Source organism: Mycolicibacter terrae (assembly GCF_010727125.1).
Classification (GTDB): domain Bacteria; phylum Actinomycetota; class Actinomycetes; order Mycobacteriales; family Mycobacteriaceae; genus Mycobacterium; species Mycobacterium terrae.
In genome coordinates, this window is sequence record NZ_AP022564.1 from 349037 (window position 1) to 365359 (window position 16323).

The following is a 16323-nucleotide window of genomic DNA, read 5'->3' on the forward strand; positions in this document are numbered from 1 at the left end:
CGCCATGCCGCCGTTACCGGACGAAGGCCGACGCCGTGTGCAGGTGCTCGACCGCCTCGTCGACGATCGAGGTGATCAGCTCCGCGCACGACGGCAGGTCTTCGAGGATGCCGGCCACCTGACCCGAGGCCAGCACACCGGCCTCGGTGTTGCCTTCCACCAGACCGGCTTTGAGCAACATCGGGGTGTTGGCCGACATCAGCACCTGCGACCAGGTGAGCTCTTTGCCGTGCCGCATCGCCAGACCGTCTTTGACCATGGTCGGCCAGCTCATCTGCGACATCTTCTTGAACTTCGCGGCGTTGCGGATCGCCGCGCTGAAACCACGCGCCCGCGAGCCGCTTTCAAGCTTCTCTACCAGTTCGGTACGCAGCACCCGGTGCGGCATACCGTCGACCCGGGTCGAGACGACGGTGCCGTCCAGTCCGGCGCTCAGGTAGCGCTGCTTGACGGAGTCGGGAACCGTGGAATCGCTGGTCAACAGGAATCGGGTACCCATTGCCACGCCGGTCGCCCCGTAGGACAGCGCGGCGGCCAGGCCGCGGCCGTCGAAGAAGCCGCCGGCGGCGATCACCTGAACGCCGGTGCCGGCGACAGCGTCGAGTACCGACGGCAGCAAAAGGGTGGTGGCGACCGGGCCGGTGTGCCCGCCGCCCTCGCCGCCCTGCACGATCACCGCATCGGCGCCCCAGGACGCAACCTTCTTGGCGTGCTTGGCCGCACCGACCGACGGGATCACCACCGAACCCGCCTCTTTGAGCTTGGCGATCAGTTCCTGTTTGGGCGCCAGCGCGAAGGACGCCACCTTCACGCCCTCGCGGATCATCAGGTCCACCCGGTCACCGGCGTCGGAGGCGTCGGCGCGGATGTTGACGCCGAACGGCTTGTCGGTCGCCGACTTCACCTTTCCGATCGCGGTGGCCAGCTCGTCGATCGTCATGGTCGCCGACGCCAGGATGCCCAACCCGCCGGCATTGGCGGTCGCCGAGACCAGCCGAGCCCCGGCCACCCAGCCCATCCCGGTCTGTACGACGGGATGTTCGATGCCGACCAGATCGGTCAGCGGGGTCTTGAGGCGGCTCACGCCCTTACCTCTTTGTCCCGGAGCGATTTCGGGTCGATGACTTCACGGATCAGTCGCAGCTCCTCGACCTCCGGCAGCCGGGTCGTAACCGCATCGGCCAGGCCGTGTACTTCGAACGAGGTGTTCTCGGCGACCTCGTCGGCGGTCACACCCGGGTGCAGGGAGACCGCGCGCATCTGGTGCTCGGGGCCGTTGAAGTCGAACACTCCCAGGTTGGTCACCACCCCGCCCAGGTTGAAGAAACGGAACGCCGGGTTGTCCGGGTCCACCTTGTCGTAGCCGATACCCGAGACCACGTCGACCGTTTCGCAGAACACCCGGGCCGAGTGGCCGCCGACCCAGTAGCTGGTGGTGTGGTTGATGGTGTTGCCGGGCGCCCCGCGCACCCCGAACATCTGCCGGGTGGGGTGCTGCAGCGGACCGAATGCCGACAGGTTCTGGTTGCCGTAGCGGTCGATCTGGTTGGCACCCATGATCACATGGCGCCGCCCCCATGACAGGGTCTCGAAGACCCGGTTGAACGGCATCCAGCCTTCCAGCGCCCCGACCTTGCCGATCGCCGGCGTGTCGGCCAGGATGCGGGCCTCCCCGTCGGTGAGCACCAGGTCGGGGGAGAAGGTGAGCCGGGCGAGCCGGGCGCCGATCGACGGCACCGTGGCCATCGGACTGGCCATGATCTCTCCGGCGTCGCGGAACAGTTCGGCGCAGGCGATCGCGCAGATCTCTGCGCGGGTGGGTGAGTCGGTCATGCTTGGGCCTCCGCTCCGAATGCCTTAACCGCCGCCTGGTAGTCGTCTTCGCTGCCGGACAGGTAGGTGGCCTTGAACTCCGCCCAGGTCTCGTCGGACTTGGCGGCTTCGGCGTAATGCCGCTGGAACTTCTCGTCGCGGCCGTAATCGGCTGCGCCGATGGTGAAGTGGGCACCACCCGGGGCTTGCACCACCTTGTCCACCATCATCCGGTTGATCACCTGGGTCTGCGGGGACGTGGTGGCGATCAGCTCCTCGGTGGGAACGATCTTCTCCACCGACAGGAAGCGGCGCTGCGCCGACATCAAGAACAGGTCGTCGAAGTACGGGTCGATGCCGGTGTAGGCGGCATTGCCGCGCTCGTCACCGAGATTCATGTGCACGAACGCGGCGTCGAGGTTCAACGCCGGCATCGCGATCAGGGTCTCGTGACCACCCCCTTCTGCAGCCGAGACGGGGTACGGCGAGGTGACGGTCTTGAGCTCCCCTTCCCAGAAGTCGATCACCGAGCTGCCCAGGCCGGCCCGGGTCGGCAGGAACGGCAGCCGCTGGGCGGCGGCCTGCAACCCGCAGCGCAGCATGCCCTCGTCCATCTCGCGAGCCTCGATCGCACCTGTGGTGCGGGCGCGCGAGAACCACGGGTCGTAGAACGGCGGGGAGTCCAGCGAGACGAATCCGTAGTAGGCCCGGCGCACCTTGCCCGCCGAGCACAGCAGCCCCAGGTCCGGGCCGCCGTAGCTCACCACGGTCAGATCTTTGACTCCCGTGCGCAGGATGGCCCGAACGAACGCCATCGGCTTACGCCGCGAACCCCAACCGCCGATGCCGATCGTCATGCCGTCACGCAGCTCGGCGACGGCCGCGTCGAGGGTGGTTACCTTGGTCGTCACTTCTTCCCCTTCTCGGTGCCGGCGAAAGCGTCGCGGTGCTCGTCGGCGACCCCGGCGAGGTTGAGCTCGAAGGTGAAGCCCTGCTCCATCCGGTAGCTGGAGTTGACCTTCTGAACGTCGATGAGGTTGAGCGCTTCTTTGGCGGCCCGGATCACCCGGGTGTCCTTCGACGCGATGTCGCGGGCCACCCGCAGCGCTGCCTCGTCGAGCTCCGCGCGCGGCACCACCTCGTGCACCGAGCCGTACTGGTGCAAGGTGGCGGCATCGACGGTGGCTGCGGTGTAGAACAACCGGCGCATCATGTGCTGCGGCACCAGCCGGGACAGGTGGGTGGCCGCGCCGAGTGCGCCGCGCTCGACCTCCGGGAGGCCGAACTTGGCGTCGTCGGAGGCCACGATGACGTCGGCGTTGCCGACCAGGCCGATTCCGCCGCCGACGCAGAACCCGTTGACCGCGGCGATCACCGGCACCGCGCACTCGTAGACCGCTTTGAAGGCCGCGAAGCAGCCCCGGTTGGCGTCGATGAGCGCGGTGAAGCCCTCGGTGTTCTGCATCTCCTTGATGTCCACGCCGGCGTTGAAGCCGCGGCCCTCGGCCCGCAGGATCACGACATGGGTGGCCATGTCGTTGCCGGCGGCGGTGATGACCTCACCCAGCTCGAACCAGCCGCGGGACGGAATGGCGTTGACCGGGGGGTAGTCGACGGTGACCGCGACGATCCCGGGTTCGACGGTGGTGGATGTGATCGGCATGGGCGGACTTCCCTGTCGTCGGGGCGGGGGTACCTGAGCTACCTAAGCAAGCACTTGCTTGGTACGCTAGCACAATGTCTAGCTCTGCGGCTGCCGCTATCAACCTCGGATTGACCGGCAAGGTGGTCCTGGTGACCGGCGGGGTTCGCGGTGTCGGCGCCGGTATCAGCGCCGTCTTCGCCGATCAGGGTGCGACGGTGGTGACCTGCGCCCGGCGGCCGGTGGAGGGCCTGCCGTATGAGTTCCATTCCTGCGACGTCCGCGACGACGACGCGGTCAAGGGACTGATCGACGCTGTGATCGGCCGCCACGGTCGCCTGGACGTGGTGGTCAACAACGCCGGCGGCTCACCGCACGCGCTGACCGCCGAGGCCTCGGCCAACTTCAGCCGCAAAATCATCGAGCTCAACCTGATCGCGCCGCTGCAGGTCGCCCGGCACGCCAACGCTGTCATGCAGACCCAGGACGGTGGCGGGTCGATCGTCAACATCACCAGCGTCAGCGGGCATCGCCCGTCGCCGGGCTCCGCGGCCTACAGCGCTGCCAAGGCCGGCGTGGACAACCTGACCGCCACCCTGGCCGTCGAGTGGGCGCCCAAGGTCCGGGTGAACTCGGTGGTGGTCGGCATGGTCGAGACCGAACAGTCCGAGCTGTTCTACGGCGACGCCGAGTCGATCGCCGCCATCTCCGCCACCGTGCCGCTGGGCCGGCTCGCCAAACCCGCTGATGTCGGCTGGGCGGCAGCATTTCTGGCTTCCGACGCCGCGTCCTACATCAGCGGCGCCAGCCTGGAAACCCACGGCGGTGGCGAGCCGCCGGTCTACCTCGACGCATCCAGCGCCAACAAATAAAGGAGAGCAACGCACATGGGACTTCTCGACGGCCGCGTGGTCATCGTCACCGGAGCCGGCGGCGGAATCGGGCGGGCGCACGCGCTGGCCTTCGCCGCCGAGGGCGCCCGAGTGGTGGTCAACGACATCGGCGTCGGACTGGACGGCTCACCGGCCGGCGGGGGCAGCGCTGCCCAGGCCGTGGTCGATGAGATCGTCGCCGCCGGCGGGGAGGCCGTCGCCAACGGCTCCAACGTGGCCGACTGGGATGCCGCCGCCGCACTGATCCAGACCGCGGTTGACACCTTCGGCGGGCTCGACGTCTTGGTCAACAACGCCGGAATCGTTCGCGACCGGATGTTCGCCAACACCAGCGAAGAAGAATTCGACGCCGTCATCGCCGTGCACCTCAAGGGGCACTTCGCCACCATGCGTCACGCCGCGGCGTACTGGCGCGCCAAGTCCAAGGCCGGCGAGACCGTGGATGCGCGGATCATCAACACCAGCTCAGGGGCCGGCCTGCAGGGCAGCGTCGGGCAGGCCAACTACTCGGCGGCCAAGGCCGGCATCGCCGCGATGACGCTGGTCGCCTCCGCCGAGATGGGCCGCTACGGCGTCACCGTCAACGCGATCGCCCCGTCGGCGCGCACCCGGATGACCGAGACCGTGTTCGCCGACATGATGAACACCCAGGACCAGGCCTTCGACGCGATGGCTCCGGAGAATGTCAGCCCGCTGGTGGTGTGGCTGGGCAGCGTGGAATCCAAAGACGTGACCGGCAAGGTCTTCGAGGTCGAGGGCGGCAAGATCCGCGTCGCCGAGGGCTGGGCGCACGGGCCGCAGGCCGACAAGGGCGCGCGTTGGGACCCGGCCGAGTTGGGCCCGGTCGTCACCGACCTGTTGGCCCAGGCGCGGACGCCGGTGCCGGTCTACGGGGCCTGATCCGCCGATCAGCTCAGGAGAACGCGTTGACGCCGGTCAGTGCACGGCCGATGAGCAGGCGCTGGATCTGGCTGGTGCCTTCGTAGAGTGTCGTGACCCGGGCGTCCCGCAGGTATTTGCCGACCGGGTATTCGTCGATGTAGCCGTAGCCGCCGAAGATCTGGATGGCGCTGTTGGCGGCCTTTACGGCGGCCTCGCTGGCGAACAGCTTGGCCATCGAAGCCTCGGTGGCGAACGACTGCCCGGCGTCGATGAGCTCCGCGCACCGCCAGACCAGCAGCCGCGCCGCGTCGGTGTCGACGGCCATGTCGGCCAAGAGTTCTTGGATCAGTTGGAAGCCCGCGATGGGCCGGCCGAACTGTTTGCGGTCGGCGGCGTGGGTGAGACTGGCCTCCAGGCAGGCGCGCGCCAGCCCCACGCAGCCGGCCGCCACCGACACCCGGCCCTTGTTCAACGCCGTCATCGCGATTTTGAAACCCGCACCCTCGTCGCCGATGCGCAGCGTGTCGGGTATTCGGACCTCGTCGAGAAACAATTCTGCGGTGGCCTGGCCGCGCAGTCCGAGTTTGCCGTGAATCTCGCGGCTGGTGAAGCCGGGCAGGCCGGTGGGGACGAGGAAGGCGGTGATGCCTTTCGGGCCGGGCCCGCCGGTGCGGGCGAACACCAGGGCGACATCGGCCCAGGTGCCGTTGGTGATGAACACCTTTGAGCCGGTGAGGATCCAATCGTCGCCGTCGCGGACCGCCGCGGTGCGAAGCGATGCGGCGTCGGATCCGCTGTCCGGTTCGGTCAGGGCGAAGCACGCCAGTTTGGCGCCCGAGCACAGGTCGGGCAGATAAGTCGCCTGGAGCTCATCGGATGCGTGCGCCGCAAGGGTTTTGGCGACCAGGCCCAGTGAGACTGACACGATGCCGCGGATCGCGGTGTCGCCTCGGCCGAGTTCCTCCATCATCAGGCAGTAGCTCAAGGTGTCCCCCCCGGAACCGCCGTGGGTCTCATCGATGCCCATGCCGAGAAACCCGACTGCGCCGAGTTTGCCGACGATATCGCGATCCACCAGTTCGATCCGGTCCCATTCGGTGGCGTACGGAACCACCTCGCGGTCCACCCAGGATCGGGCCAGCTCCCGCAGTCCGGTCTGTTCGTCGGTCAGCTTCACTTCGTCCGCCCCTTGTCGGTCTGTTGTGTGATCAGTCCGGCGAGTTGCGCGCCGAACAGCGCCACGGCATCGTCGGCGTCGACGAGAAAGCCCACCTGCAGGTGAAAGTCATGCCAGCGCTTGGTGAATCGGCGATGGATCAGCAGTCCGTCGCTGGACTGGAGGGCCAGCTCACGTTCGAGCTTGTCTGCGTCGATGGCCAGTGGATCGTCACCGGCCGAGTGCATGACGATCGGTGGCAGCGACGCAAGGTTCCCGTAGATGGGTGAGATGCCGAACTCGCGGGCATCGTGTGTCCCTGCATAGAACGTGCACCATTCCGCAGTGAGGGAGGGGGTGATCAGCGGATCTTTTGCAGGCGGTCTTGCTGCTGCCCGGTCGATTGCCAGATCGAGCCACGGGCAGATCAATCCGAGCGCATCCGGGGCGGGCAGCGACATATCCCGAATGCGCTGGGCCAGCGCGAGGGTCAGTCCGCCACCGGCCGAGTCGCCGGCCACGGCGATCGCGGCACCTTGGTCGAGCAGCGCGCGATAGACACTCAGCGCGTCGTCCAGCGCGGCCGGGAACGGATGCTCGGGCGCCAGCCGGTAGTCGGCGACGACGATCTGCATACCGCTCGCGGCGGCCAGAGCGCCGGCAAGACCCCGATAGCCGCGGGCGCTGCCCGATGCGTAGCCGCCGCCGTGCAGGAACAGGATCACGCCGGCGGAACGCACGGCCCGTGGCGTCAGACGCTCGACGGCTACCCCGTCCAGCGAATCGCTTTCCGCGGCGACGCCGGCGGGAGTCTTCGAAGCCCCGGCGATGAGGTCGACGACCTTTCGCTTGCGGGTCATCGACATACGACCGGAGTTGAACACCGGTCGCAGTGACCGAAGTCCGACCCGAAGGACTGCCGGGGGAATCTTCACGGCGGGTTCCTCGCAATCTAAGTAAGTACTTGCTAGGTAAGTAAGTACTCGCTACGGTAGTTGTCCAGGTCACATTTCGCAACGGCAGGGGCAGGGATGGCAGAGACGGACGCCGGAGCTGGCATTGAGCGCGTCGAGGTACTGATCCTCGGCGCAGGATTGTGTGGCGTTGCTGCCGCGATCGGACTGAAACAGGCCGGAATCGACGATGTCGTCATCGTCGAGCGTTCAGACGACGTCGGCGGGACCTGGCATCACAACACCTATCCGGGGTGTGCCGTCGACATCCCGTCTCACGTGTATTCATTCTCCTTCGCGCTCAAGCCCGACTGGTCACGCGTCTACGGGAAACAGGCCGAGCTCGAGGAGTACATCGCGAGTGTGGTCGATGACTTCGGGGTGCGCTCCATGGTGCGCACCCACACGGAACTACTCGATGCGCAGTGGGACGCCGATGCCTGCCGCTGGCGGATCACCACCGATCGCGGTGTCGTATCGGCGCGGTTCTTCGTGATCGCTGCCGGTCCGCTGCACGAGCCGATCATTCCCGAACTACCTGGGCGAGACAGTTTCCAAGGTGAGGCGTTTCACTCTTCGCTTTGGCCCTCCGACCTCGACCTCACCGGACGCAACGTCGTGGCGATCGGAACCGGTGCTTCGGCCATCCAGTTCGTTCCGGCGGTCCAACCGCAGGTGGCCCGGCTGACCGTGGTGCAACGCACGCCGTCGTGGGTACTGCCCAAGCCCGACTGGGACATCACCGAGACGTCGAAGCGGCTCATGGCGAGAATGCCGATCTTGATGAAGGTGCTCCGGGCAGTCACCTGGTTGATCATGGACACGTTCCTGACTGCCGCGGTCCGTTCGCCGCGGTTCGCCCGGGCGATGGGCCTGCTCGGTCGACTGCACATCCGCCGGCACATCAAGGACGCGTGGCGGCGGCGAGCGCTGACACCGCAGTACGCACCGACTTGCAAGCGCTTGTGTTTCTCCAACGACTACTACCGGGCGCTGGCCCAACCCAACATCGATCTGGTGACCTCGCCGGCTGTCGAAGTGCGTGAGCATTCCGTGGTGACCGCCGACGGGCGCGAACTGCCTGCGGACACCATCGTCTACGGCACCGGATTCCAGACCCTACAGCACCATCCGGTCACCGAGCGCGTCCGCGGCCGCTCCGGTGAGACTCTCGCCCAAGTGTGGAAGGGCGATCCCAAAGCTCACATGGGTACCACTATCAATGGATTTCCCAACGCGTACATGATGTTCGGTCCCAACGTCGGAACCCTGTCCGGGTTCACCATGGCCGAGGCGCAGGTCAGATACATCGTCGGCGCCATCCAGGCGGCCAACCGGCTGGGTGTGGCCGCCCTCGACGTGACTGCTGTGGCGCAGGACGGCTTCGTCGCCGAAGCCGACCAGATGTTGAACAAATCGACATTCGCGCTCGGTGGCTGCAACAGCTACTACCTTGCCGACGGTCATCGGCGGGTGTCATTGCCTTGGCCGGGCACGATGTACTCGCTGACCAGGCGGTTACGCACCTTCGACGTCGAATCGTACGAGCCGATCAGTCACGCGGCCACCACGCCGGTGCACTGAGCCACCTCAGAATTGCTGCCGCTCCAGCCAGAGCCGAACCGCATCGGCCGCAGCCCGCCATCGCGTGTCCAGCATCACGTCGTGTGCGAGGTCCGGGATCAGCTGCCAGTCGCCGCCGTACGCGCATGCCGTGGAAGCGGTTGCGCGTGCACTGAACACGAAATCGCGTTCTGCGGCGAGAACCAACATCGGGATGGGACTTCGCGCCCGCACCGGAGCGCGAAACAGGCAATCGACCAAGGCGCGGTCGCTCTCCTGTTGCAGACGCTTCGCGTAGCGGACCACCAACTCCTCAGGCATATCCGGCGAAAAGAACCAACTTCGTGCGAGCCCCGGATCAGCGAAGTCCGGCCCCAGCCTTCCGCGTAGCAGCCCCCTCAGCATCACACCGGGATGGTGACGCAGGGCTCGCGCCAACGTCCCCCACGAACCGTGTGGCGGTGCGGAGGCGACCAGGACCGCGCCACTCGCGTCGTAGCGTTCCAGGTACTTCGCGATGACGAACCCGCCCAGCGAGTGCCCGATCAGAACCGGCGGGGTCTCCAGGGCGCAAACAGCCGTGTGCAGGTCTTTGGCGAAAGCGGACAGCGTGACCCTACGTATCGACCCCTGGACGGGACTGCGGCCGTGACCTCGCAGATTCAGCGCGAGGGCGCGGTATCCGAGTTCGGCGAAGTAGTGCAGGAAATGCTCATCCCAACACCATGCGGCATGGGAGGTGCCGTGGATGAACAACAGCGGTGTCTCGTGTGTGGCGGTCGATTCGCCGACGTCGAGGACCTCTAGCATCCGCTTCTCCAGGTTGATGTTTGCGAATCGGTGGCCTCAGGGCCGAAGGACTCGGGCACCGTTCTGAGCCAGTAATCGACCGATCAGAGATCGGTGTATCTCGTTGGGGCCCTCAACAATGCGCCACAGCCGTGCCTCGCGGTAGAAGCGTTCGACTGGAAGATCAGTGCTGTATCCCCAGCCGCCGAAGAGCTGTAAGACGCGATCGGCGATGCGGCAGACCGCCTCGGAAGCCACCACTTTGGTGATCGAGTGACGCATGCGCTGGGCCGCGACGGCGTCGCCTTCGCGACTGGCGGCGCTGTAGGTGAGGTTGCGAACGATTTCCAGATCCAGTGCGCAATCGGCCAGGATCCACTGGACGCCCTGCTGGGTGGCGAGAGTGGCCCCGAACGACTCGCGGTTGTTCACCTGGTCGATCGCGAGATCGATGAGTCTTTCGCAGGCCCCGGCGGCGCGTGCGCCGATCTCCAAGCGTGCGGTACCGAGCAGTTGTTGTGCCAGCATGAATCCCTGGCCGGGCTCACCGAGTCTGTTGCCGTCAGGCACGAAGCAGTCTCGAAGGTCGATCTCGGCGGGCGCCATCGATCCCATGGTCGGGATGCGGCGCACAACGCTGAAGCCGGGGGTGTCGGCGTCGACGATGAATGCGGTGATGCCTTTGACGCCCGCGCTGCGGTCGGTTCGTGCGAAAACGACGACGTAGTCGGCGATATCGCCCAAACTGACAAAGCATTTTCGGCCGGACACGGTCCAGCCGCTGCCGTTGCGCACCGCCGTTGTGGCCATATTGCCCACCGGGTCGGTGCCGCCGGTCGCTTCGGTCAGCGCAAATGCGCCCAGCTTCTCGCCTCGGACGACGGGATGCAGGTAGCGCAGCTGCTGGTCAGGGTTTGCCGCGTAGAGTACGGATAGCGGCTCACCCATCCGGCCGATCAGGTCGGGACCCAACAATGAGCGGGACAACTGCTCGATCATCACAATCCGGTCGAGCTGGCTGCCGCCCGCCCCGCCGGCGTGTTCGGGTACGCCGAGGGCCCAGATTCCCAGCCGGTGTAGCCCAGCGTGGATACGCTTCTCGACGTCGGGGGACATCGGCTCGCGTTCATTCGGGATCAGCTCGGTGTCAACGAACTTCTCGATCGAGTCGCGAAGCTGGCACTGCTCGCGGGACAGCACGCCACTCATGCGTCCGCCGGTCTGAACGGGTAGCGCTGTAGCTTGACGTCCCACGTGCCGGAGTTGTCCCAGTCCTTCTTGAGCTCGAACTGCTTCACCCGCTGTGTAATGGTGAGTGGCAACGCGGTGACCAGTTCGATGTAGCGCGGGTACATATACTCCGGTAGCAACGTGGCTGCGATCTCGGCGACCTCGCTTTCGCTGAGCGATGGAACGGCAGGGCGCACCACGAGCTTGATGTCGTCTTCGCCCAGCTGGGCAGGTACCGCGATGGCGGCGCATTCGGCGATGGCACGGTGCGTCGAGAGGATGTTCTCCAGTTCAGCGGAAGCGATGTTGACTCCGCGGCGGCGAATCATGTGGCGCAGCCGGTCGACAAAGTAGTAATTGCCGTCGGCGTCGGCCCGCAGTAGGTCACCGGTGTGCACCCAGCCGCCTTCGTTCTTGGCTGCGGTCGCTTCCGGGTCGCCGTAGTAGACTACCGCGGGACTCTCGGTGGGCTGCCTCGGCCGGACGAGTAGTTCGCCGGGCACCCCGACCGCGACCTCAGCGCCGTCGGCGCCGACGAGCCGCGCTTCGATATCGGGGCTGGGCCGTCCGATCGAACCGGCGGGGGCGTTGCCGAAGTTGACGATGGTGCCGATAGTGTCACTGCCCGAATACGACTCGATGATGGTGACGCCGAATCGGGTGGCGAATTCTTCCCAGATGTCGGCCGGCATTCCACCGCCCAGGAAGGCCTTCAGATGGTGGTCGCCGTCCAGCGGATCGGGCGGTTGGTTGAAGACCATCCGCGGTATGGTTCCCACGTAATACGCCAGCGTGCAATGGTTTTCCCGGATATCCGGCCAGTAGCGACTGGCGCTGAAGTGCCGGCGCAGGATAAGCGTTGCGCCCAGCCGTAAGCCGAGCGACGCCCACACCAAACCCATGGCGTGGTAGGCCGGTGTGGGGATGTAGAACGATTCCTCGCCGTCACGAAGGCCCAGTGCGGCGCCGAGCATCATCGCCCGGGAGCTCGTTCGCTGGTCCAGTACCACCCCTTTGGGATACCCGGTGGTGCCCGAGGTGAAGTTGATGAAGGCCGGGTCCTGCGCCGAGCACTCCCGCTGGTGCAGCCAGTGAGTGGGATCGCGGTCGCCGCGCAGCGCAGCCGCCAGATCGGGATCGTGCGTGCTGTGAGATATCAGCAACTCATTTCGCAGCCGCACCACGGATTGCGGGTCGCCAATAATGGTTGTGGGTCCGGCGAGTTCGACGACATGGCGCAGCGCCTGCCCCTCGAGATTGGTGTTGATCAATGCGCCTACCGCCCCGACAGCCTGGGTGGCGAGTTCAGTGATGACCAGATCCGCACTGTTGGCGACCATGATCGCGACGGTGTCGCCGGGCGCCACTCCGAGTTCGGCGAGCCAGTCCGCCAGTGCCCCGATGCGGCCATAGAGGCTGCGGTAGGTCAGTGTCGTCTCTTCGTCACGGATTGCCACCGCGGTGGCCGGACGGTCGGCGAACGTCGCGATCAACGCGGGGTATGTCTCGTTCTGCAGGGTGGCGGGGAAGGGTGTCACCGGGGCGGCTCCTCACACTGGAGAATTTGGATATAACAGGAACCGCCGGCACCGATCATGTGTGCCAGGGCGTTTCGTCGTTGGGCGTGCTGACGCTCTCCGGCGGTACCCCGCAACTGCGTCGCCAGTTCTACGATCTGGGCCAGACCGGTTGCGCCGCCGGGGTGGCCGCGGCCGATCAACCCGCCGCTCGGGCTGACTGCGACCCTGCCGCCGATATCGAACTGACCGTCGATCAGTTGCTTTCCCGCCTGTCCGGGCGGACACAGGCCGATATCTTCGAGATACTGTAATTCCTCGACACTGAAGGCGTCGTGAACTTCGACAAGGTCCAGATCGGCAGCGGTGATCCCCGCGGTCCGATAGGCAGCGTCAGCAACCCGGCGGGTTATCCCGGGATCGGGCGCACACGCTGCTGCCGGATGCCATTGGTCGGTTGCCGAGATCGCCGCAGCGACCCGTATCGCCGGTCCACCGTTGCGCGGGGGTTGGGCGGACAACACGACGGCGGCGGCGCCGTCGCCGATCGGGCAGCACTCGCTCCTGCGCAGCGGGTCGGCGAACATGGGCGAGTCTTTGAGTTCGGCCACCGACGGCGCAGTGCGTCGCTGTGCCAGTGGATTACGGCTCGCGTTTCGCCGATTCTTTGCTACCACCGCCAGCGCTGCGTCGTCGGGTTCGCCGTAATCGTGCATGCGCTGCCGTTTGAGCATGGCAAACGCCGTCGGTGGAAGGTTCGCACCGGATACTGCCGCGAGATCGAGTCGCTGTTGCGAAACGGCCCCATGCCCGAGGGCGTTGGCGAGGCTGCCACATCCGGCCGCAACCGCGCAGCCGACGTACCCCGCGGCCACGGCGTGATACGCGCTGTTGAATGCGGCCGAACCGGTCGCAGAGGCGTTCTCCACCACGTGTGCAGGCACTCCGGTGTACCCCAGCTCGTGAACGATCGCCGGTGCTGCTCCCAGGTCGCCGCCAACGACACCGGCGACAAGGAGTTCGACTTCCGGCCAAGCGATCTCGGCGTCGGCCAAGGCAGCTCGGATGGCGGTTGCGCCCAGTCCGCCGGTCCTGGCCTCATGGGTACGGGCAAACGGGGTCATCCCGATCCCGGTGACATAGACCGGACGGCGCGCCGCCGCCGGATGGGCGCTCATGACGCGCACCCGGCGAAGCCGAATCCGGTGTGGTTGTCCGTCCCATCGATCTGTCGCGGCACCAGTGCCACCCGATCACCGATGTCCACCGCCCCGTCCATGACACCTTGGACCGTGCACTGGGGACTCAGCTCTACCCGCACCAGAGTCACCGGCGGCTCGGCGCCCGGCAGCGGAAGGGCAATGCGGCAATAGCTTCGGACCACACCGACGGTCGGCAGCGGGTGTTCATGGGTCGGTGCGCTGCACCGTGGGCAGTGCCGCCGCCGGGGGAACGCCACCGCGCCGCAGTCCGGGCATAAGCCCGAAATCAGGTGCATGGTGGGTCCGTCGGTCACCAGGATCGCGGGATCAAACGACGGATTCATCGGCCACACCAAGTGGGCGCCCGACGTTCGCGGAATGCGCGCGGGCCCTCCGCGGCGTCCGCGGTGCGCTGAATGCGGGCGATCGCAACCGCTTCGGCCTGCATGGCCTCGGTGGCGTCGGCCGCCGATGACGCGTCCACGAGTTCTTTGATGGCTTGGACCGCCAACGGTGCGCTGCGCGCAATCATGTCGATCCACTCATCGATGGCTGTGGCAAGCTCGTCCTTCGGCACCACGCGGTCCACCAATCCCCATGCCGACGCCTGGGCGGCGGTGACGGGCTCACCTGTGAGCATCATGCGTAAGGCGTTTCCTTTGCCGATCAGTTGCGGCAGTCGATACGTCGCCCCACCGGCAGGGATCATGCCGACGCGGGCTTCCGGCAGCGCGAGCCGGACGTGGTCGGACGACACCCGCATGTCGCATGCCAGCGCGAGTTCCAGCCCGCCGCCGTAGGCATCACCGTTGAGGGCGCACAGCAGGGGCTTGCGTACCCGCAGGCCATGCATGATGGTCTGGGGTAGCGGTATGCCCTGCTTCTGCTTTTCGGCGACCTCTTGCGGCAGGGTTTTCAGATCCGCCCCGGCGCAGAACGTGGTGTCGCCCGCCGCGGTCAAGACCCCGGCCCACAGTCGCTCGTCATCGTTGAGCACCCCGAAAGCCCGGTTCAGGCCCTCCAGCGTGGCCCAGTCCAAGGCATTGCCGGCGGCCGGCCGGTTGAGGCGGATGTACAAGGTGCGGTCGTGCTCGGTGACGATGACCGGTTCGCTCGATGCGGACATGTTCACACCACCATCGAGAATCCGCCGTTGACCGGGTAGGTCTGGCCGGTGATCCAGCCGGCGTCGGCGCCGGCCAAGAACACGATCATCCCCGCGGCGTCGTCCGGCGTGCCGAGGCGCGCCAACGGGTATGCCCGCACGATTTTGCGTTCCAGGTCCTCGGTGATGTACTCGGCGACCCGGCCGTGTTTGATCGTGCCGAGCGCAACACAGTTGCAGGTGATCCCCGCGGGCCCCACCTCCCTGGCCGTGGCCCTCATGAAGCCGGCCGCACCAGCTTTCGCCGCAGAATAGACAGCCAGGCCGGCCTCGCCGACGCGTGCTGCGTCCGACACCACCGTGATCACCCGGCCCGAGCGACGTTCCAACATCCCGGGTAGCACCGCGCGGGTGCAGTACATGACCGCCTGCAGGTTGAGTGCCAACCACGGCTCCCACTGCGGCGGCTCGGTCGCCACGAACGGGATCGGCTCGGCGCCGACAAGCGGCACGCCGGCGTTGTTCACCAGTACGTCGACGGGGCCGTGCCGGTCGACCAGGTCGGCAACCGCATCCCACGACGTGACGTCGGCCGTCGCGGCGACCCCGTGGGAGCCCAGTTCCGACACCTCGCCGGCCACCTTCTCCGCCGCCTCGCCGTTGATGTCGTTGACCAGGACGGTGCCGACCGTCCGGTCCCGGGCCAGCCGCAACGCGACCGCCCTACCGACACCTGCACCGGCTCCGGTGACCAACGCAACCCGCTCGGACATCGCACCTCCCTCACTGTTATAAGTAATGATATACTTACAACGCTCTCCGGGTGGTGTCAATCTCGCCCAGCGGTGGCGGGCGTGGTTGAGTCACGGGCATCACGTAACTGCGAAGATCGGTGGTAAGGAAATGTCAGGTCCGCTACGGCGCCGGCTGCCCAAGGCTGAACGGCGCGCGCTGATTCTGGAGGCGGCTCGAGAGGCATTCCTCAGCCACGGTGTAGGAGCGACCCGTGTCGCCGACATCGCCGACGTTGCCGGAATCAACACGGCACTGATGTACCAGCACTTCAATTCCAAGGAAGAGCTTTTCAGCGAGGCTGTGGTGTATCCGCTGGAGCAGCTGCTGGCGCGCACGGAACAGCAGACCCGCATGCTGGTCAACGGGGCGGACAACATCCACGAGCGGACGACCGAAGAGTTCGTGCGCGAGGTGTTGCGGATCATGGTCGAGTTGGGCCCGCTGTTCGGGACGGTGCTGTTCGGTGACCGTGAAGTCGGCCGGACTTTCTACCGGGACCGTCTGGAACCCACGCTGAGCGGGATCGTCAACCTCATCGATCGCGGCCTGCCCAACTGGCGGCACAACGAGTTCGACCCGCGCCGGACGACGGTCGCGGTGTTCGGAATGTGCTGGTTCACCGCACTGGACAGCAACATGCGTGGCGAAACGCTCGACGTGGAGGCCGCCGGCAAGCAGCTGACGTCCCTGATCTTCAGCGGCCTGCAAGGCGATCGCGATGCCGGCGCCGAGTGACACCACCCCGTAGCCGAACTGGCTGACAGCCCGAACAACCGGAAGGCGC

Annotated in this window: 17 protein-coding genes; 4 read left to right on the forward strand and 13 right to left on the reverse strand. The window is 66.5% G+C overall.

The genetic code is table 11. From position 1 onward, the window contains the following. Positions 1–13: 13 nt before the first annotated feature. From ipdC to echA20, 4 genes are read right to left on the reverse strand one after another with little or no spacing between them, the layout of a single operon-like run. The gene (gene ipdC / locus G6N23_RS01680; protein WP_085261479.1) at positions 14–1084 is read right to left on the reverse strand and encodes a (3aS,4S,5R,7aS)-5-hydroxy-7a-methyl-1-oxo-octahydro-1H-indene-4-carboxyl-CoA dehydrogenase; all 1071 of its coding nucleotides are present in this window, start codon (positions 1082–1084) and stop codon (positions 14–16) included. Next, entirely contained in the window at positions 1081–1833 is a 753-nt protein-coding gene (ipdB, locus tag G6N23_RS01685) for a cholesterol ring-cleaving hydrolase subunit IpdB (RefSeq protein WP_085261480.1), read from the reverse strand. Before ipdB ends, ipdC begins: the two co-directional genes overlap by 4 nt. Next, complete coding sequence (locus tag G6N23_RS01690; RefSeq protein WP_085261481.1) at positions 1830–2723, reverse strand: CoA transferase subunit A; 894 nt, start codon at positions 2721–2723, stop codon at positions 1830–1832. The genes ipdB and G6N23_RS01690 overlap by 4 nt, the downstream gene beginning before the upstream one ends. Beyond that, positions 2720–3475: a (7aS)-7a-methyl-1,5-dioxo-2,3,5,6,7,7a-hexahydro-1H-indene-carboxyl-CoA hydrolase gene (gene echA20, locus G6N23_RS01695; RefSeq protein WP_085261482.1), complete on the reverse strand. Its 756-nt coding sequence runs from the start codon at positions 3473–3475 to the stop codon at positions 2720–2722. Before echA20 ends, G6N23_RS01690 begins: the two co-directional genes overlap by 4 nt. A 74-nt stretch (positions 3476–3549) precedes the next feature. On the opposite strand from echA20, the gene G6N23_RS01700 reads away from it, so the two are divergent. After that, entirely contained in the window at positions 3550–4326 is a 777-nt protein-coding gene (locus G6N23_RS01700; RefSeq protein ID WP_085261483.1) for an SDR family oxidoreductase, read from the forward strand. Positions 4327–4341: 15 nt separating this feature from the next. Further along, positions 4342–5247, forward strand: a complete 906-nt coding sequence (locus G6N23_RS01705) for an SDR family oxidoreductase (RefSeq protein ID WP_085261484.1) — start codon at positions 4342–4344, stop codon at positions 5245–5247. Between the two features lie 13 nt (positions 5248–5260). Here G6N23_RS01705 and G6N23_RS01710 read toward each other — a convergent pair whose 3' ends face one another. Both G6N23_RS01710 and G6N23_RS01715 read right to left on the reverse strand, forming a co-directional pair. Then, positions 5261–6406 (reverse strand): acyl-CoA dehydrogenase family protein, encoded by a 1146-nt coding sequence (locus tag G6N23_RS01710; RefSeq protein ID WP_085261485.1) that lies wholly within the window; start codon positions 6404–6406, stop codon positions 5261–5263. After that, positions 6403–7320, reverse strand: coding sequence for an alpha/beta hydrolase (locus G6N23_RS01715; protein WP_234808653.1), 918 nt, complete (start codon positions 7318–7320; stop codon positions 6403–6405). The genes G6N23_RS01710 and G6N23_RS01715 overlap by 4 nt, the downstream gene beginning before the upstream one ends. A 96-nt stretch (positions 7321–7416) precedes the next feature. Between G6N23_RS01715 and G6N23_RS01720 the strand changes: the two genes are divergently transcribed. Further along, complete coding sequence (locus G6N23_RS01720) at positions 7417–8922, forward strand: flavin-containing monooxygenase (RefSeq protein ID WP_085261486.1); 1506 nt, start codon at positions 7417–7419, stop codon at positions 8920–8922. A gap of 6 nt (positions 8923–8928) precedes the next feature. Here the strand turns inward: G6N23_RS01720 and G6N23_RS01725 are convergent, their stop codons facing one another. From G6N23_RS01725 to G6N23_RS01755, 7 genes are read right to left on the reverse strand one after another with little or no spacing between them, the layout of a single operon-like run. After that, entirely contained in the window at positions 8929–9711 is a 783-nt protein-coding gene (locus G6N23_RS01725; protein WP_085261487.1) for an alpha/beta hydrolase, read from the reverse strand. A 36-nt stretch (positions 9712–9747) separates the two neighbouring features. After that, positions 9748–10890, reverse strand: coding sequence for an acyl-CoA dehydrogenase family protein (locus G6N23_RS01730; RefSeq protein ID WP_163769691.1), 1143 nt, complete (start codon positions 10888–10890; stop codon positions 9748–9750). 5 nt (positions 10891–10895) lie between these two features. Next, the gene (locus tag G6N23_RS01735; protein ID WP_085261489.1) at positions 10896–12458 is read right to left on the reverse strand and encodes an AMP-binding protein; all 1563 of its coding nucleotides are present in this window, start codon (positions 12456–12458) and stop codon (positions 10896–10898) included. Further along, entirely contained in the window at positions 12455–13615 is a 1161-nt protein-coding gene (locus tag G6N23_RS01740) for a thiolase family protein (RefSeq protein WP_085261490.1), read from the reverse strand. Before G6N23_RS01740 ends, G6N23_RS01735 begins: the two co-directional genes overlap by 4 nt. After that, on the reverse strand, positions 13612–13983 hold the full coding sequence (locus G6N23_RS01745) for a Zn-ribbon domain-containing OB-fold protein (RefSeq protein ID WP_085261491.1): 372 nt from the start codon (positions 13981–13983) through the stop codon (positions 13612–13614). The genes G6N23_RS01740 and G6N23_RS01745 overlap by 4 nt, the downstream gene beginning before the upstream one ends. Then, positions 13980–14765, reverse strand: a complete 786-nt coding sequence (locus G6N23_RS01750; RefSeq protein WP_085261492.1) for an enoyl-CoA hydratase/isomerase family protein — start codon at positions 14763–14765, stop codon at positions 13980–13982. The genes G6N23_RS01745 and G6N23_RS01750 overlap by 4 nt, the downstream gene beginning before the upstream one ends. A gap of 2 nt (positions 14766–14767) precedes the next feature. Next, positions 14768–15517, reverse strand: coding sequence for an SDR family NAD(P)-dependent oxidoreductase (locus tag G6N23_RS01755; protein WP_085261493.1), 750 nt, complete (start codon positions 15515–15517; stop codon positions 14768–14770). A gap of 130 nt (positions 15518–15647) precedes the next feature. Here G6N23_RS01755 and G6N23_RS01760 point away from each other — a divergent pair, with 130 nt between their 5' ends. After that, on the forward strand, positions 15648–16274 hold the full coding sequence (locus G6N23_RS01760; protein WP_157997549.1) for a TetR/AcrR family transcriptional regulator: 627 nt from the start codon (positions 15648–15650) through the stop codon (positions 16272–16274). The last annotated feature ends 49 nt before the right edge of the window (positions 16275–16323 follow it).

Coding starts and splice junctions, on each gene's coding strand:
- G6N23_RS01750 (WP_085261492.1), bottom strand. CDS start 14,765: ATGTCCGCATCGAGCGAACCGGTCATCGTCACCGAGCACGACCGCACC.
- echA20 (WP_085261482.1), bottom strand. CDS start 3,475: ATGCCGATCACATCCACCACCGTCGAACCCGGGATCGTCGCGGTCACC.
- G6N23_RS01720 (WP_085261486.1), top strand. CDS start 7,417: ATGGCAGAGACGGACGCCGGAGCTGGCATTGAGCGCGTCGAGGTACTG.
- G6N23_RS01705 (WP_085261484.1), top strand. CDS start 4,342: ATGGGACTTCTCGACGGCCGCGTGGTCATCGTCACCGGAGCCGGCGGC.
- G6N23_RS01745 (WP_085261491.1), bottom strand. CDS start 13,983: ATGAATCCGTCGTTTGATCCCGCGATCCTGGTGACCGACGGACCCACC.
- G6N23_RS01740 (WP_085261490.1), bottom strand. CDS start 13,615: ATGAGCGCCCATCCGGCGGCGGCGCGCCGTCCGGTCTATGTCACCGGG.
- ipdB (WP_085261480.1), bottom strand. CDS start 1,833: ATGACCGACTCACCCACCCGCGCAGAGATCTGCGCGATCGCCTGCGCC.
- G6N23_RS01725 (WP_085261487.1), bottom strand. CDS start 9,711: ATGCTAGAGGTCCTCGACGTCGGCGAATCGACCGCCACACACGAGACA.
- G6N23_RS01700 (WP_085261483.1), top strand. CDS start 3,550: ATGTCTAGCTCTGCGGCTGCCGCTATCAACCTCGGATTGACCGGCAAG.
- G6N23_RS01760 (WP_157997549.1), top strand. CDS start 15,648: ATGTCAGGTCCGCTACGGCGCCGGCTGCCCAAGGCTGAACGGCGCGCG.
- G6N23_RS01755 (WP_085261493.1), bottom strand. CDS start 15,517: ATGTCCGAGCGGGTTGCGTTGGTCACCGGAGCCGGTGCAGGTGTCGGT.